General features: G+C 71.8%; 17 protein-coding genes. 3 read left to right on the top strand and 14 right to left on the bottom strand.

Annotation, left to right across the window (positions count from 1 at the left end; genetic code table 11):
- Window positions 1-8 precede the first annotated feature (8 nt).
- Together ACQPZW_RS26490 and ACQPZW_RS26485 are read left to right on the top strand one after the other, a co-directional pair.
- Window positions 9-1121, top strand: coding sequence for a sensor histidine kinase (locus ACQPZW_RS26490; RefSeq protein ID WP_433788723.1), 1113 nt, complete (start codon window positions 9-11; stop codon window positions 1119-1121).
- Entirely contained in the window at window positions 1118-1720 is a 603-nt protein-coding gene (locus ACQPZW_RS26485; protein WP_433788722.1) for a response regulator transcription factor, read from the top strand. Before ACQPZW_RS26490 ends, ACQPZW_RS26485 begins: the two co-directional genes overlap by 4 nt.
- Before the next feature lie 47 nt (window positions 1721-1767).
- On the opposite strand, the gene ACQPZW_RS26480 is transcribed toward ACQPZW_RS26485, so the two are convergent.
- Both ACQPZW_RS26480 and ACQPZW_RS26475 read right to left on the bottom strand, forming a co-directional pair.
- Window positions 1768-2910 (bottom strand): cellulose binding domain-containing protein, encoded by a 1143-nt coding sequence (locus ACQPZW_RS26480; RefSeq protein ID WP_433788721.1) that lies wholly within the window; start codon window positions 2908-2910, stop codon window positions 1768-1770.
- Window positions 2911-2984: 74 nt separating this feature from the next.
- A complete protein-coding gene (locus ACQPZW_RS26475) occupies window positions 2985-3317 on the bottom strand; it encodes a DUF1330 domain-containing protein (RefSeq protein ID WP_433788720.1) in 333 nt (110 codons plus the stop codon).
- A gap of 119 nt (window positions 3318-3436) precedes the next feature.
- Here ACQPZW_RS26475 and ACQPZW_RS26470 point away from each other — a divergent pair, with 119 nt between their 5' ends.
- Complete coding sequence (locus tag ACQPZW_RS26470; RefSeq protein ID WP_433788719.1) at window positions 3437-3970, top strand: GNAT family N-acetyltransferase; 534 nt, start codon at window positions 3437-3439, stop codon at window positions 3968-3970.
- A gap of 7 nt (window positions 3971-3977) precedes the next feature.
- On the opposite strand, the gene ACQPZW_RS26465 is transcribed toward ACQPZW_RS26470, so the two are convergent.
- The 12 genes from ACQPZW_RS26465 to ACQPZW_RS26410 all read right to left on the bottom strand — a co-directional run bounded on the left by ACQPZW_RS26465 (window position 3978) and on the right by ACQPZW_RS26410 (window position 15847).
- The gene (locus tag ACQPZW_RS26465) at window positions 3978-5147 is read right to left on the bottom strand and encodes a cupin domain-containing protein (protein WP_433788718.1); all 1170 of its coding nucleotides are present in this window, start codon (window positions 5145-5147) and stop codon (window positions 3978-3980) included.
- Between the two features lie 9 nt (window positions 5148-5156).
- Window positions 5157-6272 (bottom strand): dihydroorotase, encoded by a 1116-nt coding sequence (locus ACQPZW_RS26460; RefSeq protein WP_433788717.1) that lies wholly within the window; start codon window positions 6270-6272, stop codon window positions 5157-5159.
- Between the two features lie 68 nt (window positions 6273-6340).
- Entirely contained in the window at window positions 6341-6577 is a 237-nt protein-coding gene (locus tag ACQPZW_RS26455) for a hypothetical protein (RefSeq protein ID WP_433788716.1), read from the bottom strand.
- Window positions 6574-7587, bottom strand: a complete 1014-nt coding sequence (locus tag ACQPZW_RS26450) for a PrpF domain-containing protein (protein ID WP_433788715.1) — start codon at window positions 7585-7587, stop codon at window positions 6574-6576. Before ACQPZW_RS26450 ends, ACQPZW_RS26455 begins: the two co-directional genes overlap by 4 nt.
- On the bottom strand, window positions 7587-9350 hold the full coding sequence (gene asnB / locus ACQPZW_RS26445) for an asparagine synthase (glutamine-hydrolyzing) (protein WP_433788714.1): 1764 nt from the start codon (window positions 9348-9350) through the stop codon (window positions 7587-7589). Before asnB ends, ACQPZW_RS26450 begins: the two co-directional genes overlap by 1 nt.
- Complete coding sequence (locus ACQPZW_RS26440) at window positions 9307-10101, bottom strand: nitroreductase family protein (RefSeq protein ID WP_433788713.1); 795 nt, start codon at window positions 10099-10101, stop codon at window positions 9307-9309. The genes asnB and ACQPZW_RS26440 overlap by 44 nt, the downstream gene beginning before the upstream one ends.
- Before the next feature lie 20 nt (window positions 10102-10121).
- Window positions 10122-11390, bottom strand: coding sequence for an MFS transporter (locus tag ACQPZW_RS26435; RefSeq protein ID WP_433788712.1), 1269 nt, complete (start codon window positions 11388-11390; stop codon window positions 10122-10124).
- Between the two features lie 78 nt (window positions 11391-11468).
- Window positions 11469-11852: a hypothetical protein gene (locus ACQPZW_RS26430; protein ID WP_433788711.1), complete on the bottom strand. Its 384-nt coding sequence runs from the start codon at window positions 11850-11852 to the stop codon at window positions 11469-11471.
- Window positions 11853-11960: 108 nt separating this feature from the next.
- Window positions 11961-12731 (bottom strand): hypothetical protein, encoded by a 771-nt coding sequence (locus ACQPZW_RS26425; RefSeq protein WP_433788710.1) that lies wholly within the window; start codon window positions 12729-12731, stop codon window positions 11961-11963.
- 35 nt (window positions 12732-12766) lie between these two features.
- Window positions 12767-13543 (bottom strand): multinuclear nonheme iron-dependent oxidase, encoded by a 777-nt coding sequence (locus tag ACQPZW_RS26420; protein WP_433788709.1) that lies wholly within the window; start codon window positions 13541-13543, stop codon window positions 12767-12769.
- 142 nt (window positions 13544-13685) lie between these two features.
- Window positions 13686-14873: an acyl-CoA dehydrogenase family protein gene (locus ACQPZW_RS26415; protein WP_433788708.1), complete on the bottom strand. Its 1188-nt coding sequence runs from the start codon at window positions 14871-14873 to the stop codon at window positions 13686-13688.
- A 272-nt stretch (window positions 14874-15145) separates the two neighbouring features.
- Entirely contained in the window at window positions 15146-15847 is a 702-nt protein-coding gene (locus ACQPZW_RS26410) for a response regulator transcription factor (protein ID WP_433788707.1), read from the bottom strand.
- Window positions 15848-16129 lie beyond the last annotated feature (282 nt).

Below are 16129 nucleotides of genomic sequence, written 5' to 3'. Positions count from 1 at the left end.
TGGGGGGCATGAACGCAAGATCGCTGCGTATCACCAAGGCGACGCAGGGTCGGCTGCGCAGGCTCAATCTGGCCACCGCGCTGCCGCCGCTCACGCTGGCCGCGGTGGTCGTGGTGGCGGTCGACGCGCACACCCGGTGGCACGTGCTCGTCCTGGTGCCCGGCGTCGTCGCGGCGCTGGTGGCCTTCGAGCGGTGGACGGCCAACGACGTCGGGCGCGTCGCCCTGCCGTGCGTGATCGTCGCGGCGGCGGTGTGGCCGGTCGGGGCGCTGGTGATCGACGCCCCCAACGCGTACTGGGGGGTCTCGAGCGTCGCCTCCCTGGTCGTGCCGCGGTTGCCGCGCCTGCGGTACACGGCGGCGGCCGCGCTCGTCGGCTACGTCGCCGTGGTCGGCGCGGCGCGACTGCTGGTCGACTCCGGTGACGTGCTGGTCGGCTACGTCCTGACACCGACCGTCGTCAGCGCGGTGGTCATGGTGCTGTCGTTCGTCGGGGAGCGGTTCTACGACATCGTCCAGGAGCTGGAGATGGGCAAGGAACGGGAGGCGGAGCTGGCCGTCATCCGGGAACGGGTCCGCTTCGCCGGCGACCTGCACGACATCCAGGGCCACACCCTGCACGTGGTGAAGCTCAAGGCGGTGCTCGCCGGCAAGCTGGTGCACCGCGACCCGGCCCGCGCCGAGGAGGAGCTGCGCGAGATCCACGCGCTGGTCAGCGACACCATCGAACAGACCAGGAAGCTGGCGTACGCCCAGCACCGGCTGAACCTGTCCGCGGAGTTGGAGAACGCGAAGAACCTGTTCGAGGCGGCCGGGATCCGGGTGCGGGTCACGCGCGAGGGCGAGGTCGACGCGCGTGCCGGGGAGCTGCTCGGTCAGGTGCTGCGGGAGACCACGACGAACATCCTGCGGCACTCCGAGGCCACCCGGGTCCGCATCGTGGTGTCACCGTCCGGCATCACGATCGGCAACGACGGATTCGCCGGGGACTCGGTGCCGGAGTTGCGCGGCCTGGCGGCGTTGCGGCAGCGGTTGGGTGACGACGGTGGCACGCTGACGGTCACCGTCGGCGGCGGCGAGTTCGTCACGGCCGCGGCCTTTCCGACGGCGGCGCCGCGATGACCACCGTGGTGCTCGCCGACGACGAGGCGCTGCTGCGTAAGGCCCTGGCCGCGCTGCTGCCGCTGGAGTCCGACATCACCGTGCTGGCCGAGGCTGCCGACGGCGCGGCCGCGGTCGAGGCGACCCTGCGGCACCGGCCCGACGTGCTCGTCATCGACCTGGAGATGCCGGGTGTCGGCGGGCTGGCCGCGGTCGCCACGATCCGTGCGGCCCTGCCCGGGCAGGTCATCCTCATGGTGACCCGGCACGCCCGTCCCGGCGTACTCCGCAGGGCCTTGAAGTCGGGGGTGCAGGGTTTCGTCAGCAAGTCGGCGGAGCCGGCGCACATCGCGACGGTGATCGGTGTCCTGCACTCCGGCCGGCGGTGGATCGACCCGGACGTGTCCGCGCTCGCCGTGATGGACGACTGCCCGCTCACCGACCGTGAGCTCGACGTGCTGCGGGTGACCGGGGAGGGCTACTCGGTCGCGGACATCGCCGCCCGGCTGCACCTAGCGCAGGGGACGGTGCGCAACTACCTGTCGAACGCCATGCAGAAGACCCAGACCCAGACCCGGCACGAGGCGGCGCGCTACGCCCGCGAACACGATTGGATCTGACGAGCGCCTGACCGGGCGGCGGAATCCCCGGTCAGGCGCTCGCCGTGTCAGTCGGTGATCCAGATGCCGTAGTCGCGGGTCGCGGTGCCGAAGTCCTGGAAGCCCAGGATCGTGTTGTTGCCGACGTAGGTGTAGTTGTTGATGCCCTTGGCGATGACGTTGCCGCTGGCCGACGGGCCGAAGACGGGGCCGCCGCTGTCGCCGCCGCGCACCGCCGGCCGGCCGTCGACCTGCCGGGCCTCGACGGCGTCTCCGGAGTCGGTGTTGAACTTCTCGACCCGCAGGCCGCACACCGGGCCGCCGGTGTCGCGGGCCGAGGAGCCCCCGGACTGGCACAGGTACTCGCCGGGGAACACCCAGTCCCAGCCCTCGACGGTGGTGACGAGGTTGCTGTCCAGGCCACTCACGTACATCACGTTGTCGGCCCCGCCCGGGGTGTGGACCAGCGCGATGTCGTGATCGTCGCGGTCGCCGGTGAACGTGCCGACGAACTCGCCGACGCCGTCGCGGATCGTGTCGCCGTTGCTGCCGCAGTGCCCGGCGGTGAGGATGAACTCCGCGTCGGCGTTGCGGACCGGGAAGCCGGTGGTGCAGCGGGAGTTGCCGTTGATCTGGTCGGCGCCGCCCTTCCACTGCGGCCAGTCGTCGCGGCGGCTGGTCAGGACCCTCGCGCCCTGGTCGACGACCTCGACCGGCACCCCCACCTGCGGGATCCGCGCCGTGGTGAGGCCGGTGGCCCCGGCGACGTCGACGACCACGCGGCTGCCGTCCACGGCGTACTTGATCCGCGGTTGTCCGGCGGTGAGGGAGGTGCGGATCCGGGCGCCGGCCGCACGCAGCTCGCTGAGCGAGTGGGTGGCGGTGGCGATCCGGACGGGAGCGGTGCGCCGTGCGGTGTCGACGGCCCGGCGGACCGGGGCGGGCACCGTGCCCTTCCACCACAGCACGACCCGGTCGTCCTGGAGCTCGAGCCCGGCGTAACCGGTGCTCGCGCCCTGCTCGAGGACGCGTCGGATCGTGGTGGCGGCCTGTACGAACGGGATCTGCCGGCGTGCCTCGGCGGGGAACTCGAACCGCTGCGGTGCCGGCTGCGGGGCGGCCGGTTGCGCGCCGGCGGGGGCGGGGGAGCCGGTGATAATCAATGCGACGGCGATGCCGAGGGCGGCGCCCAGGCGCCTGTTGTCGTTCATACGGTTACCTCTCCTCGCGGGGGACGGGGGTGATCCGCAGATCGACGACAGTCTATAAGTAAAGGTTCCTAAAATCAGGAGCGCAGGGCGGCGGCGGTCGTGCGGGCGTCGTAATCCGGGCCCACGCCTTCGGCGAGGACCACGTCACCGGCGATGTGGTCGGTGCGCAACGGCAGGATCCTCTGGTACGCCGGCGACGCGTACCAGTCGTGGGCGGACGCCATGTCCGGGAACGACAGCACGACCAGAGCACCCGGCCAGACGCCCTCCACGACCTCGACGTCCGCGCCGTGCACGAGGAAGCGCCCGCCGTACGGCTCCATGGTCTCCTGAATCGACTCGATGTAGGTCAGCACGTCCTCGTGGTTCGACGGGGTGTGCAGGTGGGCGACGGCATAGGCGGTCATGGTGATCCTCCCGGTGTGGTGATGCGCCTGATCGTGCCGCCGCCGCACGGCGGTGACGATTACCCGCGAGGTAACGCCGAGGGCTCGCCCGGCGGGCGGGCGCCGGTGACAATCGGGGCATGATCGAGCTTCGTACCGAGCGCCTGGTGTTGCGACAGTGGAAGGACGACGACGTCGACGCCCTCGCGCCGATGTATGCCGATCCCGAGGTGATGCGCTACATCCGGGACGGTTCGGTGCAGAGCCGCGAGGAGACCGCCGCGCACCTCGACCGGATGCGGCAGCACTGGGACGAGCACGGCTTCGGGCTGTTCGCGGCCGAGCTGGCGGCGACCGGCGAGTTGACCGGCTGGGTCGGGCTGGCGGTGCCGCACTTCCTGCCCGAGGTGATGCCGGCCGTGGAGATCGGATGGCGGCTGGGACGGTCGTTCTGGGGCGCCGGGCTGGCGACCGAGGGCGCGCGGGCGGCGCTGCGCTTCGGACTGGTCGATCAGGGGCTGGAGCGCCTGGTCAGCATCCGCCAGGTGGCGAACGTGCGCTCGGCGCGGGTGATGGAGAAGATCGGCCTGACCTTCGACCGGCGCACCACCGTGCCGGGCAACGGCCAGGTGGTCGACGTCTACGCCATCACCCGGGACCGATACGGCAGGTGAGAGCCGGTCACTCCCACACGGCGACGCCGTGGAACACCAGCTCCCCGAGATAGGTGTGCACGTCGTCCCAGTCCTCCGGCTTCACCACGGCGCGCAACTCGGCCAGGTCGTGCGCGGCACCGTCGGCGAGGGTGAGCGCGACCTGGTGCCGGGGCGCCGTCAGCCGCCAGTGCATGCCACCGGCCGCGAAGAGCGGCGAGCCGTCCGGGCCGGTCACGACGAGGCTGCGCGACGCGATCAGGCGCAGCCGGCCGGCCGGCGGCTCCCCCCGGTCGACGGCGTAGGGCAGCGCGGTCGACCGGCGGGCGTCGTAGCGCACGTCCCGTTCGGCGAGGAAGCGGTCCAGCACGTCCGGTGCGGCGGCGATCGCCCGCACCGAGTCGGCCAGCTTCTGCGCCCACGCGGCGCGGGCGTCCGGGCCGGCGTGCGCCGGCAGATCGTGGCGGAACACCTCCTCGGCGTGCAACTGCGGGATGATCCAGCGCATCAGGTCGATGCCGGTGACCGGGATCATCGTGTGGGTCACGTGCAGCGAGTGCGTGCCCTCGCCGGCGGCGGCCCCGTGCCACCAGCCGCGCGGCAGGAACAGCACGTCGCCTGCGTGCAGGACGAAGTCGCGGTCGGGTTCCCCGGTGGGTCTCGGCGCGGCGACCGGGTCGTGCAACATGACCGCCGCGCGGGTCGGAGCGTAGAACTGCCAGCGCTTCGCGCCCGCCAGTTGTACGACCAGCACGTCCTGGTCGTCGAAGTGCAGCCCGAAGGCCTGGGTGGCGGTCCAGCTGGCGTACAGGTTGGTCAGGACGTTGCAGCGGGTGAGCCGTTCCAGGGCCGCGGCGGTGTCTCCGGTGCCGGGGTGCATGCGGTCCACGGCGTCGACGACCAGTGACGCCCCCTCCTGGAGCAGAGTGTGGAACAGCGACGGGTTGACGGTCCGGCCGTACGGGCCCGCGACGGTGTACGACTCGTGCGCCACCGTCCGGCGATCCCGTGCGAGCCGCATCCGCGCCGGGTCGAAGGGCCGGTAGTTGAGCAGCTCGTTGAGGTCGTCCCAGCTCAGCAGATCGTCCTGGGTGGCGATGCCGGTCCACACGCGAGGCTCTTTCGCCAGGTAGAGGCCGAGAAGGGTGTCGGGGCCGATGGTGTCGAGCAGGGTGGCACGGCGGCTCGAAGGGGACACGATTGCTCCTCACATGCTGGTGGTCGGGTGCGGCGCCGGCCGGGGGCGGATCCACTCCCCGGAGGGTGTGCCGAAGACGGTCGTCTCGGGGGTGCGCTGGTAGACGACCTCGCCTCGCCGCAGCGTGGTGGTCACCCGGCCGACGAAGGCGCGCCCCTGGTACGCCGACCAGCCGCACTTGCTGCGGATGTCGGCCTCGGCCAGCGACCAGGTGGGCTCGGCGTCGAAGAGGACCAGATCGGCGTCGAGACCCACCTCGATCCGGCCCTTGCGGTGGCCCAGCCCGAACAGGGCGGCCGGCGCCGCGCCCAGCAGCCGGGTGACCGGGCGCAGCAACTCGCCCGGGTCGGCGCCGGGGTCGCGCAGTCGCAGGCCGGTGAACAGGGCCGCGAGCAGCTCCTGCACGCCGGGCAGTCCCGGCGGCGCCTGGGCCGGGGGCCGTAGCTTGTCGGCGTGTTCGTGCGGCGCGTGGTCGCTGCCGACGGTACGGGCGTGCCCGTACCGGACGGCGTCCCAGAGCCGGTCCTGGTCGGCGCGTTCGCGGATGGCCGGGCTCAACCGGATGCGGGCGCCCAGGGCGGCGGTGTCGTCGGCGGTGAAGGTGAGGTGGTGGCCGGTCACCTCGAAGGTTGCCGGCAGCCCGGCGGCGCCGGCGGCGGTGAGCAGGTCCGCCTCCTCCCTCGTCGACACGTGCAGCACGTGGATCGGTGTGCCGGTGTCGCGGCACAGGTCGATCAGGCGGCTGACCGCCACGATGGCGGCGGTGCGGGGGCGGTGCCGCTCGTAGTCGCGCCAGCTGTCCGGCTCGCCGCGCCAGCCGTCGAGCAGCGCGAAGACCTCGGCGCACTCGGCGTGGAAGAGCGCGAGCAGGCCGGTGCCCTCGACGTGCGCGAAGAAGTCCCGCAGGGCGTCCGGGCCGCGCAGGAAGTGCGGGGCCGTGTGGTGCCCGGTGAGGAAGGCCTTGACCGAGGCGACGCCGGCGCCGGCGAACTCGCGGACCAGCGCCGGGCGGCGTGGGTCGACACCGGCGTGGAACCCGTAGTCGACCAGGCTGGTGCCGGCGACCTCGGTGACCTTCTTCTCCAGGTCCTCCGGCGTGAACAGCGGCGGAACGGTGTTCGGCATGTCCAGCGCGGTGGTGACCCCACCGGCCGCGGCGGCCCGCGATCCGTGCGCCCAGTCCTCCTTGTGGGTCAGGCCGGGGTGCGGAAGTGCACGTGCGCATCGACCAGCCCGGGCAGGACGTACCGGCCGGTGGCGTCGACGACGCGGTGGGCCCGCCGGAGCGTGCCCGGCTCGGCGAGGGCGGCTATCCGCCCGTCGCGGACCGCGACGTCGCGGCGCACGGCCGACTCCGGCGAGACGACGATCCCACCGCGGACCAACAGGTCGTACGGGGTGTCGAGGTCCCCGGTGCCCGGCCGGGTCACCGGTAGGCCCCGCTCACCGCGTCGGCGGGAGCCGGCAACGGCAGTGGTACGGGTGGCAGCGCCCGGACCCTGCTGTGCCGGATGCCGACGGAACGCAGGGCGCCGCTAGCCCGGTCGACGTCGGCGGTGGCCACCCGGCGGCCGCCCGCGGTGTGGATGGTCACGCTCGGATAGCCGGCCGGGTCGGCGCCGGCGGCCAGGTGCGACGTGGTGCCCGGGATGTTGACCGCGGCGGCCAGGCACAGCGCGCCGGTCACGGCCATCGTCGGATGCCAGCGCGGCACCGAGACGGCACGGACGGCGACCGCCCCGGGCCCGGCCGGCAGCAGCGCGGCGATCTTCGGGAACGCGCCGCCGGCCGGCCAGCCGAGCAGCGCCTCGGCCTGCTCCCGCAGCGCGGACATGCCGGCGAACAGCGGCTCGTCGAGGGCGAGCAGCCGCCTCGGGTCGGTGACACCGATGTCGGCGGCGGGCACGAACACGTAGGGGTTGCCCGCCGAGACCAGCGACGCCCGCACCGCACGGCCGGAATGTCGCAGACGGATCTGCGGGTCCGGGGTGAGCAGCAGGTCGGTGACGACGGTGTGCGGCGGCTGCTCGACGGCGACGTCCCAGATCTGCTCCCCGGCGGACTCGCCGGTCAGCCGGCACGTCATCAGGTCGCCGTTGTTGAGCACGTTGACGCGAACCGTGTCGGCCGTCGTCCAGCCCCGCCGCCGGGCGACGCAGCACGCCGCCAGGATCGAGTGGCCGCAGCTGCCCCGCAGCTCGAAGCGGGGCTCGTCACCGGCGAGCACCTGCACGAAGCGGTAGTCGAGGTCGCATCCGGGCCGCTGGGACGGGCCGATCAGGGCGATCTTCGAGACGTCACCGAGCCCGGCGTCCAGGGCCGCGTACCGTAGCGCGGTCAGAGCGGGCGTGGCCGTGACGCCGGGATCGGGCAGCCGGCCGAACCCGAGGACCAGGGTGGCGCTGGGGCTGCCGGCCGCGCGTGCCATGTCGGCCCACATCAGGCGGACACCTCCTGCCGGGTCAGTGCGGGCATGACGTCGTCCACCCACGTCTGGTAGACCACCAGCGCCCAGATGGCGGCGGCGTCGGCGTCGTTCGGGCGCACGATCTGGCGGCGCAGCAGTCTCTGGACCGCCTCCGGCCGCAGCTGTCCGCCGCGGCGCAACGCGGACGGGCTGAGCACGTCGAAGCTGTACGACAGCAGGGCCGAGCCGGGACTGAGCATCGAGGTCACCGGCAGGGTGAACGGTTGCTTGGGCCGGTTCAGCACGATGTCGGGCACCAGTTCCGTGGCGGCTGCCCGCAGTGCCCGTTTCACGTCGGTCCCGGCGATGCGCAGCTCCTCCGGCAGCGCGAGGGCGGTCTGCTGCAGGGCCCGCTGGCAGAACGGCAGGCGTGCCTCGACGCCGTGCGCCATCGCGAGGTGGTCGACCCGCCGCAGGTGGTACGCGGGCAGCCGGCGGCCGACCTCCAGCCCGGTCACCGCCGCGACTCGCGAGCCGGTCGGGAGGACATCGCCGCGCGTCGCCCGTACCCCCTCGAGGAAGTCCCCGGTGTAGAGGGCGTCGCGGCCGGCGGTCGTGATCGCGGCCAGAGCGTCGCGGTACGGGCCCCGCCAGTCGCCGTCGGTGCTCCACGCCTCGGACATCCGCCGGTAGCCGAGGAACACCTCGTCGGCGCCGTCCCCGGTCAGCGCGACCGGGAAGCCGCTCTCCCGCACGGCCTGGAACAGGGCGAGGGTGCTGACCGTGATGGGATCGGCGTTCGGCTGTCCCATCCTGGTCACGGACTGCTGGATCAGACCCGGCAGATCCGCCGGGTCCACGGTCACCGTGTGGTGCACCGATCCGATGTGCTCGGCGGCCGCCGTCGCGTACCGCCGCTCGTCGAAGGGCCAGTCGCCGGCATAGGCGACGGTGAAGGTGTGCAGCTCCGGCACCGACTCGCGAAGCAGGGCGCTGACCAGGCTGGAGTCCAGGCCGCCGCTGAGCACGGCGGCGATCGGGACGTCGGCGACGCTCAGCGCCCGGACCTGACGGCGCAGCTCCTCCTGCACCGCCCAGCCGGCCTCCGCCAGCGTCGTGGGGCCGCCGGCCGGCGTCGGGTCCTGCTGCCGTTGCCGGATCGTCGGCACTCCACCGGCCCGGAACGTCAGGGTCGTTCCCGGTTCGAGCACGTCGATGTGGGCGTACATGGTCCGCGCACCGAAGACCGTCTTCGTGGCGAGGTAGCGCTCCAGCCCGTCCGGGCGCGGGTCGGGGCGGACACCCGGCAGGGCCAGCAGCGCCGCCGGCTCCGAGGCGAACGTCAGCACACCCTCGTGGCAGTGGTGGTACAGCGGCTTCATCCCGGCGTGGTCGACGGTCAGCAGCAGGGTCGGTTCGGCGCGCAGGTCGACGACGGCGATGGCGTACATGCCGTCGAGGTGGTCGGTGAACCGCTCGCCGTACTCCACGTAGAGGGCGGGCAGGATGGAGCCGTCGCAGACGTCGGGAAACCGGTACCCGAGCCCGTCGAGGCGGGCCCGCAGCTCCCGGTGGTTGTAGATCTCGCCGTTGAACACGACATGGACCCCACCGAGGGAGTACGGCTGACGCCCGCCCAGCAGATCGGTGACGGCCAGCCGGTTGGCGCCGAGCGCCCAGCCGGGTGCACTGATCAGGTACTGCCCGTCCGGGCCGCCGGCGCGTTGCCGGTTGGCGGCGGCCTGGAGCACCTCAGTGGACAGCGTGGTGCCCAGTTGACCGATGATGCGGCACATCGTGATCTCCGTCGTCGCTCGGAAGGGGTGCGAGATTGTCGGGATGCCAGGGCACCGGCCGGCTGGAACGCAGCTTCTGGCCGCCGCTGCGGACCTGTCGCCGCCAGTGGTCGACGTCGGCGGACCCGGCCGGGGTGCCGTCGGGCAGGCTGAGCCCGGCCTCGACCCCGACGTCCGGTGGGTGGTAGCGCTCGTGGTGCACCAGCGCCGGGCCGCCCTGGCGGGGCTGCGCCGCGACCGGTCGAGCCGGCCAGCCGAGACAGACGCCGAACAGCGGATAGACGCCGTCGGGTAGCCGCAGGATCTGCGACACCCGGCGGGCGTCGTTACGGATCGCGCCGACCATCACACTGCCGAGCCCGAGCGAGTCCGCGGCCAACGACAGGCACATGCCGACCAGCGAGGCGTCGATGACGCTGTTGAGGAGGGCGTCGTCGTGGCGGCCCCGGCCAAGCTGACCGTGCAGGCCGGTCAGCCGCTCGACGCGCGGCAGGTCGACACAGACCACGACGAAGACCGGGGCGGATTCCACGTGGGCCTGGCCGTTGGCCACCCGGGCCAGCGCGGCCCGGCGTCGCTGCTCACGGACCACGATCAGCGCGTACGGCTGGAGGCTGAAGGAGGTCGGCGCCCGGAGACCGGCGTTGATGATCTCGTCGAGGAGCCCGGGCGGGACGTCCTGATCGGTGAACCGGCGGCAGCTCGCCCGTCGGCGCATCGTGGCGAGGACGTCGGTGGCGATCGTTTCCATCTCGCTCCGATCGATCGATCTCAGGGGTCGCCCGGTCTGGAGGAGGTCGCCGCCGCGTGGGGCGGGCTCACCGCCGCCAGATAGGCGCGGGGGCTGTCTCGTCGTTGCGTCCACCACCAGGCCAGCCCGATCACCATGGACACCGCCCCGGAGGCGATGCCCAGCGCCCGTGTGTCGGCGACGGTCAGCAGGACGCCGTACAGCGCCAGGGAGGCGCGTGCCATGGCGGAATAGGTCGTGATGTGCAGGCCGGTGATCCGCCCTCGCAACCCTGCCGGGACGGTGGCGAGCAGGATCGTGGTGTCCAGCGCGATGATCACACCGCTGCTCAGCCGCATGACGGCCAGCGCGGCCGCCGCCGGCACGACGTCTCCGGCGACGAAGAACAGTGCCCAGGAGGCGCCCTGCACGATGTAGGCGATGGCGTAGGCGGGCAGGTGGTGGCGGGCCGGCAGCCGGGCCGCGAGTACGGTGCCGGCGATGACCGCGGCGCCGTCGACGGCGTACAGGACGCCGAGCATGGCGCTGCTGATGTGCAGGCCGTCCAGGGCGTGCCCGGCGAGCAGGACGGAGTAGGCGCCGCCGATGCACCCCCAGGCGATCCCGATCCACACGACGGAGGCGGCCAGCCGGTGATGACGGACGGCGCTCAGCCCGTCGGCCAACTGCCGGCGGAACGTGGCGCGCGCGGCCCCGGCCGGCTCGGCCGGTTCGGTGTGCGCCGCGGGCAGCCGCATGATCAGCAGCAACGGGACCGCCGCGGCGATCTGCAGGAGCGTCGCCACCACCATCGCGTACGCCGGACTCCAGGCCGACAGCACACCGCCGAGAGTGGCGCCGATGATGATGGTCAGCCCACTGATCGAGCCGAGAGCCGCGTTGGCCCCGGCCACCCCGGCCGGCTCGACCTGCCGGTGCAGCCACAGCTGGCGGGCCGGCGCCCACACCGTGTTGCAGACGCCCTGTGCGGCGTAGAGCGCGGTCACCGCCCACAGGGCGCCGGTGCCGAGCAGCGCCGCGATGCCCGCGACACACACCGCCTGCGACACCATCGACGCGATCGCCAGGCGGCGCGGGTCGAACCGGTCCGCCAGAGTGCCGGCCAGCGGCATGACCACCAGTGCGGGCACCGTGCCGGCCAGCTCGACGACGGCCAGGGTCGCGACGTCGTGGTCTCGCAGCACCGCCACGAACAGCGCTATCTGCATCGTCCAGGTGGATCCGGCGGAGAAGGCGCTGGCCAGCCAGAGCTGCCTGACGGCACGGGTGGCGGCGGGATTGCTCAACACGGCTCCAGGGATACTCGAGGTGTTCCGGGCGGCGCTTCGACCGCCGCCCGGAACCATTACTGCGGGTCGCGCCGGTGACTAACGAGCCGAGTCGACCAGATCGCCGATGAACGCGACGTTCTTGGCGACGACGGTGCCGGGGCCGTACTGCGGCTCGGTGTCGCCGATGAACGCGGTGTTCTTGGCGACGACGGTGCCGGGGCCGTACTGGGGTTCGGTGTCGCCGATGAACGCGGTGTTCTTGGCGACGACGGTGCCGGGGCCGTACTGGGGTTCGGTGTCGCCGATGAACGCGGTGTTCTTGGCGACGACGGTGCCGGGGCCGTACTGGGGTTCGGTGTCGCCGATGAACGCGGTGTTCTTGGCGACGACGGTGCCGGGGCCGTACTGGGGTTCGGTGTCGCCGATGAACGCGGTGTTCTTGGCGACGACGGTGCCGGGGCCGTACTGGATCTCCGTCACTTTCATTCTCCTTCGTCCATGGAAATTGTGGGCTTTAGGTCGGGAATCAGCTGTTCAGATCGTGGCGGGCCTCCCTTTCTGTGTTGCCGGCCAGGAGGCTCCGGCGGACTACGCGAGCTCCGCCGGAGGGATCAGGTGCACGATCTGCCGGTCGTGCAGGCTCTTGACAAGGCCGAAGACGACGTCGGCGGAGAACTGCGGCAGCCGCCCGGCCATATCGAGCACGGTGGCGTCTCCGCTGGTGAGCAGGCCGATGATCGGATGCTCGGCCACCGAGAACGCCCGGGACCGTTTCGGCGTACGCCAGTCGCGCTGCAGCACGAGGGTCGTCGCGCGGGGGATCGGCTGCCGCAGGTACGCCTCCTCCTCGGACGCCAGTCGCAGCATGTCGTGGTGGAACGAGGCCACCGTCCAGGGCCGCCGCAGTCGTGCCGTCGCCGTCGCCGTCACCGGATGCCCGGCCGGGTACTCGCCCGGAACCGGCGTCATCGGCGTCTCGGCGAGCTCCACGATGTGGCCGCAGAAGCGCAGGATGTCGAGCAGGTGCGCCGGCAGCGCGCCGCCGATGACGAACCCGGCGGCGAAGTCGAGGAACCGGCGGGCCTCCTCCAGCCGGCTGAACTGCCCGACCGTGACCTGCTGGTGATAGGTGCGGTAGAACGCCGAACGGTCGGTGTAGCGGAACAGCGCGTTGAGGAAGAGCGCGAACTCGGCCTCCCGTCGCTGGATGCGCTGGGTCAGGACGAAGTCGGCGATGGCATCGAGGTGCCCGGGGTCGACCTCGGCCACGAGAGCGACCTCGTGCGGCTCCACCTCGTAGTCCCGGCACGCCGCGACGGTGTCGTCCCGCAGAGCGAGCCGGAACGTACGATCCCGCATCGCTCGGGTCATCACCTCTTGGACAGCGGCCAGGCTCATCGCAGGCCTCCCACCGCGGGTTCCTTGACCTGCATCATTTCGCGGGCCCAGATCAGCCGGTCCTTGATCTCCTCCGGGGTGGCCCGCGAGGGGGTGCCGGCGGCCTGGACCTCGAGGATGATCGCGGCCGGCCGGAAGTCCGGCTCCGCGGCGAGCTGTTCCAGCGTGGCGTACGCCCAGCGGGTGTCGTCGCGTAGTCTCGCCAGACCCGGGTCGCCGAGCTCGGACGCCGACGGCACCGGAAGATGTATCTGCCAGACCCGGTCGAGTGGGATGGCGGCGATCTCCTTCTCCCGGTCCATGCCGAAGAAGCTGTCCGAGATGATGATGTTGCTCAGGCTCAGCAGGATCCCGCAGTCGGCGCCGGTCGCCACGTCGGCGACCTGCCGGCACACGCCTCGCGGGCCGATCTGTGCGAACACCTGCGGCTGGTTCTCCACGATGAACGGCGTGACCGAGGTCGCGGCGGCGGCCCGGAGGTTCACGATGAACTGCTCGGTCTGCTCGTCGGTGCCGAACGGCTGCAGGAAGGTCCCGGCGTAGGTGTCGGCCGTGCCGACCATCCCGATGTGCTCGCCGATCCACCGGCAGTCCGAGATCGCCGCCATGCGCTGTAGCCGGTCGACCACCTGCGCGGGCGGGCGCTCGACCGAGCCCATCATGTATTCGTAGCTGTGCAGGGTCGAGGGCAGGCCGCCGGTTGACGCGTGAATATCGGCGAGAAAATCGGGGTCGTGTGCGAAATGCGCCGCCAGGTACTCGATCATGTCCATCGGCGCGTCTATTTCGCGGAGTTGCCGGAACAGTTGCTGGTGGGCGGGAATGCAATGATGCAGATAACCCACGCCGATCGGCTCGGGTTTGATCGGTGCGGCGATTGCCGAATCGGACGGCACTGGCTTACACCTCCGGGATTCAATGTGAGGGGAACAGGCTCGTCATCAACCGTTTCTGGATCAGCGAGTCGGCCGGGCCCATGAGCGAGGTGGCCCGGGCATCGCGAAGGTGGCGTTCCAGTGGCATGTCGGCGCGGAACGCCCGGGAGCCGACCAGGCTCAGCAGCGCCCCGGTGAGGTCCTCGGCGACGGCGGTGGTGAGCGTCTTGACCTTGCCGGAGGCGACGCGGGCCCGCGGTGAGGGCGGCAGCGAGACCGCGTGCGCTGCATAGGCGTACGCCGCCTCCAGCCGCGTCACCGCGTGCAGCAGGGTGCCGCCCACCAGATCGCTGCCCAGCGCGGCGGGCCTCTCGCGGGCCAGGAACCCCGTCGCCGCCTCGAGGGCCGAGAAGGTCACGCCGAGAGCGAGCATGCCCGGGTTCAGGCACACCTCGTGATTGACACCCATCAGCGCGGGCCCGCCGCCGGGCGGCCCGACGAGGCCGGCCGGCCCGACCGGCACGGCGTCCAGGACCAGATCGGCGGTGCCGGAGGCGCGCAGACCGAGCAGAGGGTATGGCGGCAGCACCGAGACGCCCTCGTGGTCCAGTGGTATCCGGACGAAGGTCGGGCCGGAGCCGCCGTCGTCGCGCCGCAGGTCAGCCAGCACGTGCACGACGGATGCGGTGTGCAGGCCGGTGCAGAAGGTCTTGACGCCCTGGACGCGCAGCACGTCGCCGTCGCTGGTGAGGGTGGTGCCGACCCGGCTCTTGTCCGGGCCCGAATCGGCCTCGGTCCACGCGCTGCAGGCGATGGCCGTCCCGTCGGCGAAGGCGGTGAGGTCGTCGTCACGGTACGACGGGTCGCCGTGTGTCAGGGTCCGCCGGACCACCTGGTAGTGGAACATCAGGATCGCCGCCGTGGAGGCGCAGGCCCGGGCCACGCGCTCGACGACCAGGCAGGCGAGGTCGTCGTCGAAGCCGAGGCCGCCCCATCGGGCCGGAATCTGCACGCCGAAGGCGCCGATGCCGCGTAACGCGTCGAGCGCCTCGCCCGCGATCACGCCGCGCCCGTCGTGCTCGGCACCGGCCTTCGCGATGACGTCGTCCACGACGGCGTCGAGTCGCCCGGCCCAGGCGGCTCGGGGCCCGTGATCCGTGCCCAGGCAGGCACGGGTCAGCGGCTCGCGTATCGAGGTCAGGTCCGGAGTAGTCGGCGCAACAGTCAAAGCATCCCCCAGTGCGCGGAACACGGTTTCGGCGGAAGATCGATTCGCCGTATCGCAGAATTGCTGGAGGGCGCTTGGATGTCGTCTATTCCACCCAGCCCCCGCGGTGTGGCAGATCCATTGGCGACCCTAACACCGCATCGACGGGCTTCGCAACGCGGAAGACCTCCAAATTGCAATTCACAGAATCGTTTCGCGCAGGTCTCAAGTGGTGCGACAACGATGTGACCGGGCCGCGGAATAGAATGAAAAATGTCTGTCAAGTGTGCAGGTTATCGAGACCGCGTGCCGGTCCGGCCGTCTCCGAGCCGGAACCCGACGCCCCGCACCGTGACGATCCACCCGCCCGATCCGATCTTGTGGCGGACCGTGCCGACGTGCGTGTCCAGGGTCCGGCTGGAGCGTGCGGCGCGCGACGGGGCGCCGCCGTCGTCCTGCCAGATCCTCGCCATCAGCTCCTGCCGGGAGAAGACCCGGTCCGGTTCGGAGGCGAGCACTCGTATCAGCTCGAACTCCTTGCGCGTCAACGGGATCACCCGGTCACCGATGCCGACCTCGTGCCGCACGGCGTCGACGCGCAGCTCGCCGCGGGTGACGACCTCGGGCTCGGCGGCGGTCCGGCGGGCGCGCCTCATCACCGCGTCGATCCGGGCCGCGACCTCACGCAGGCCGTACGGCCTGGCCATGCAGTCGTCGGCGCCGGCCTGCAGCCCCAGCACCCGGTCGCCCTCGGCCCCGTTCCCGCCGGCGAAGGCGATCACCGGGGTGTCACCGGCCTTGCGGATGTCCCGGCACACCTCGTGGCCGTCGATGTCGGGCAGGTCCAGGCTCAGCAGGACCAGGTCGCAGTCCTCGAACGCGTGCAACGCGTCCTTGCCGGTGGCGACCGCCCGTACCTGATAGCCGAGCCCGCCCACGTATCCCAGCAGTCGTTCCGCCTGGATCGCGTCTGGTTCCACCGCCAGTGCCAACATGTGTTTCTCCCCGTGTAGATCAGACAGCGCTCCGCCTGTCTCCCCGCGTGATCCGGCCGCGGTGAACCGGTCACATCGCCGGCTGCCGAACGTGTGGCGGAGGCGTGAGCCCGTCCCATAACAATCCGGGTGTCCGGTTCCGTCAAGCGTGCGGCGGAGCCGATCGAAGGTGTCGCCGGTGATCCACCGGCCCGGGCGGCAGGCTGACCTCGGCCTGGGGCGGATGTACACAGCGCAAGGAGGTCATTGCTCTGGGTGGGCAATGTCACAGCGTCGCCGTGG

It is taken from the genome of Actinoplanes sp. CA-252034 (genome assembly GCF_050956125.1).
Taxonomy (GTDB): domain Bacteria; phylum Actinomycetota; class Actinomycetes; order Mycobacteriales; family Micromonosporaceae; genus Actinoplanes.
The sequence above is the reverse complement of the archived record's forward strand: the minus strand, read 5'-3'. Positions and strand labels throughout refer to the sequence as shown.

Excerpts from the sequence above, each read along its gene's own strand:
- ACQPZW_RS26490 (WP_433788723.1), top strand. The coding sequence starts at position 9 with ATGAACGCAAGATCGCTGCGTATCACCAAGGCGACGCAGGGTCGGCTG.
- ACQPZW_RS26485 (WP_433788722.1), top strand. The coding sequence starts at position 1,118 with ATGACCACCGTGGTGCTCGCCGACGACGAGGCGCTGCTGCGTAAGGCC.
- ACQPZW_RS26480 (WP_433788721.1), bottom strand. The coding sequence starts at position 2,910 with ATGAACGACAACAGGCGCCTGGGCGCCGCCCTCGGCATCGCCGTCGCA.
- ACQPZW_RS26475 (WP_433788720.1), bottom strand. The coding sequence starts at position 3,317 with ATGACCGCCTATGCCGTCGCCCACCTGCACACCCCGTCGAACCACGAG.
- ACQPZW_RS26470 (WP_433788719.1), top strand. The coding sequence starts at position 3,437 with ATGATCGAGCTTCGTACCGAGCGCCTGGTGTTGCGACAGTGGAAGGAC.
- ACQPZW_RS26460 (WP_433788717.1), bottom strand. The coding sequence starts at position 6,272 with ATGCCGAACACCGTTCCGCCGCTGTTCACGCCGGAGGACCTGGAGAAG.
- ACQPZW_RS26450 (WP_433788715.1), bottom strand. The coding sequence starts at position 7,587 with ATGTGGGCCGACATGGCACGCGCGGCCGGCAGCCCCAGCGCCACCCTG.
- asnB (WP_433788714.1), bottom strand. The coding sequence starts at position 9,350 with ATGTGCCGCATCATCGGTCAACTGGGCACCACGCTGTCCACTGAGGTG.
- ACQPZW_RS26440 (WP_433788713.1), bottom strand. The coding sequence starts at position 10,101 with ATGGAAACGATCGCCACCGACGTCCTCGCCACGATGCGCCGACGGGCG.
- ACQPZW_RS26425 (WP_433788710.1), bottom strand. The coding sequence starts at position 12,731 with ATGCGGGATCGTACGTTCCGGCTCGCTCTGCGGGACGACACCGTCGCG.
- ACQPZW_RS26420 (WP_433788709.1), bottom strand. The coding sequence starts at position 13,543 with ATGGACATGATCGAGTACCTGGCGGCGCATTTCGCACACGACCCCGAT.
- ACQPZW_RS26410 (WP_433788707.1), bottom strand. The coding sequence starts at position 15,847 with ATGTTGGCACTGGCGGTGGAACCAGACGCGATCCAGGCGGAACGACTG.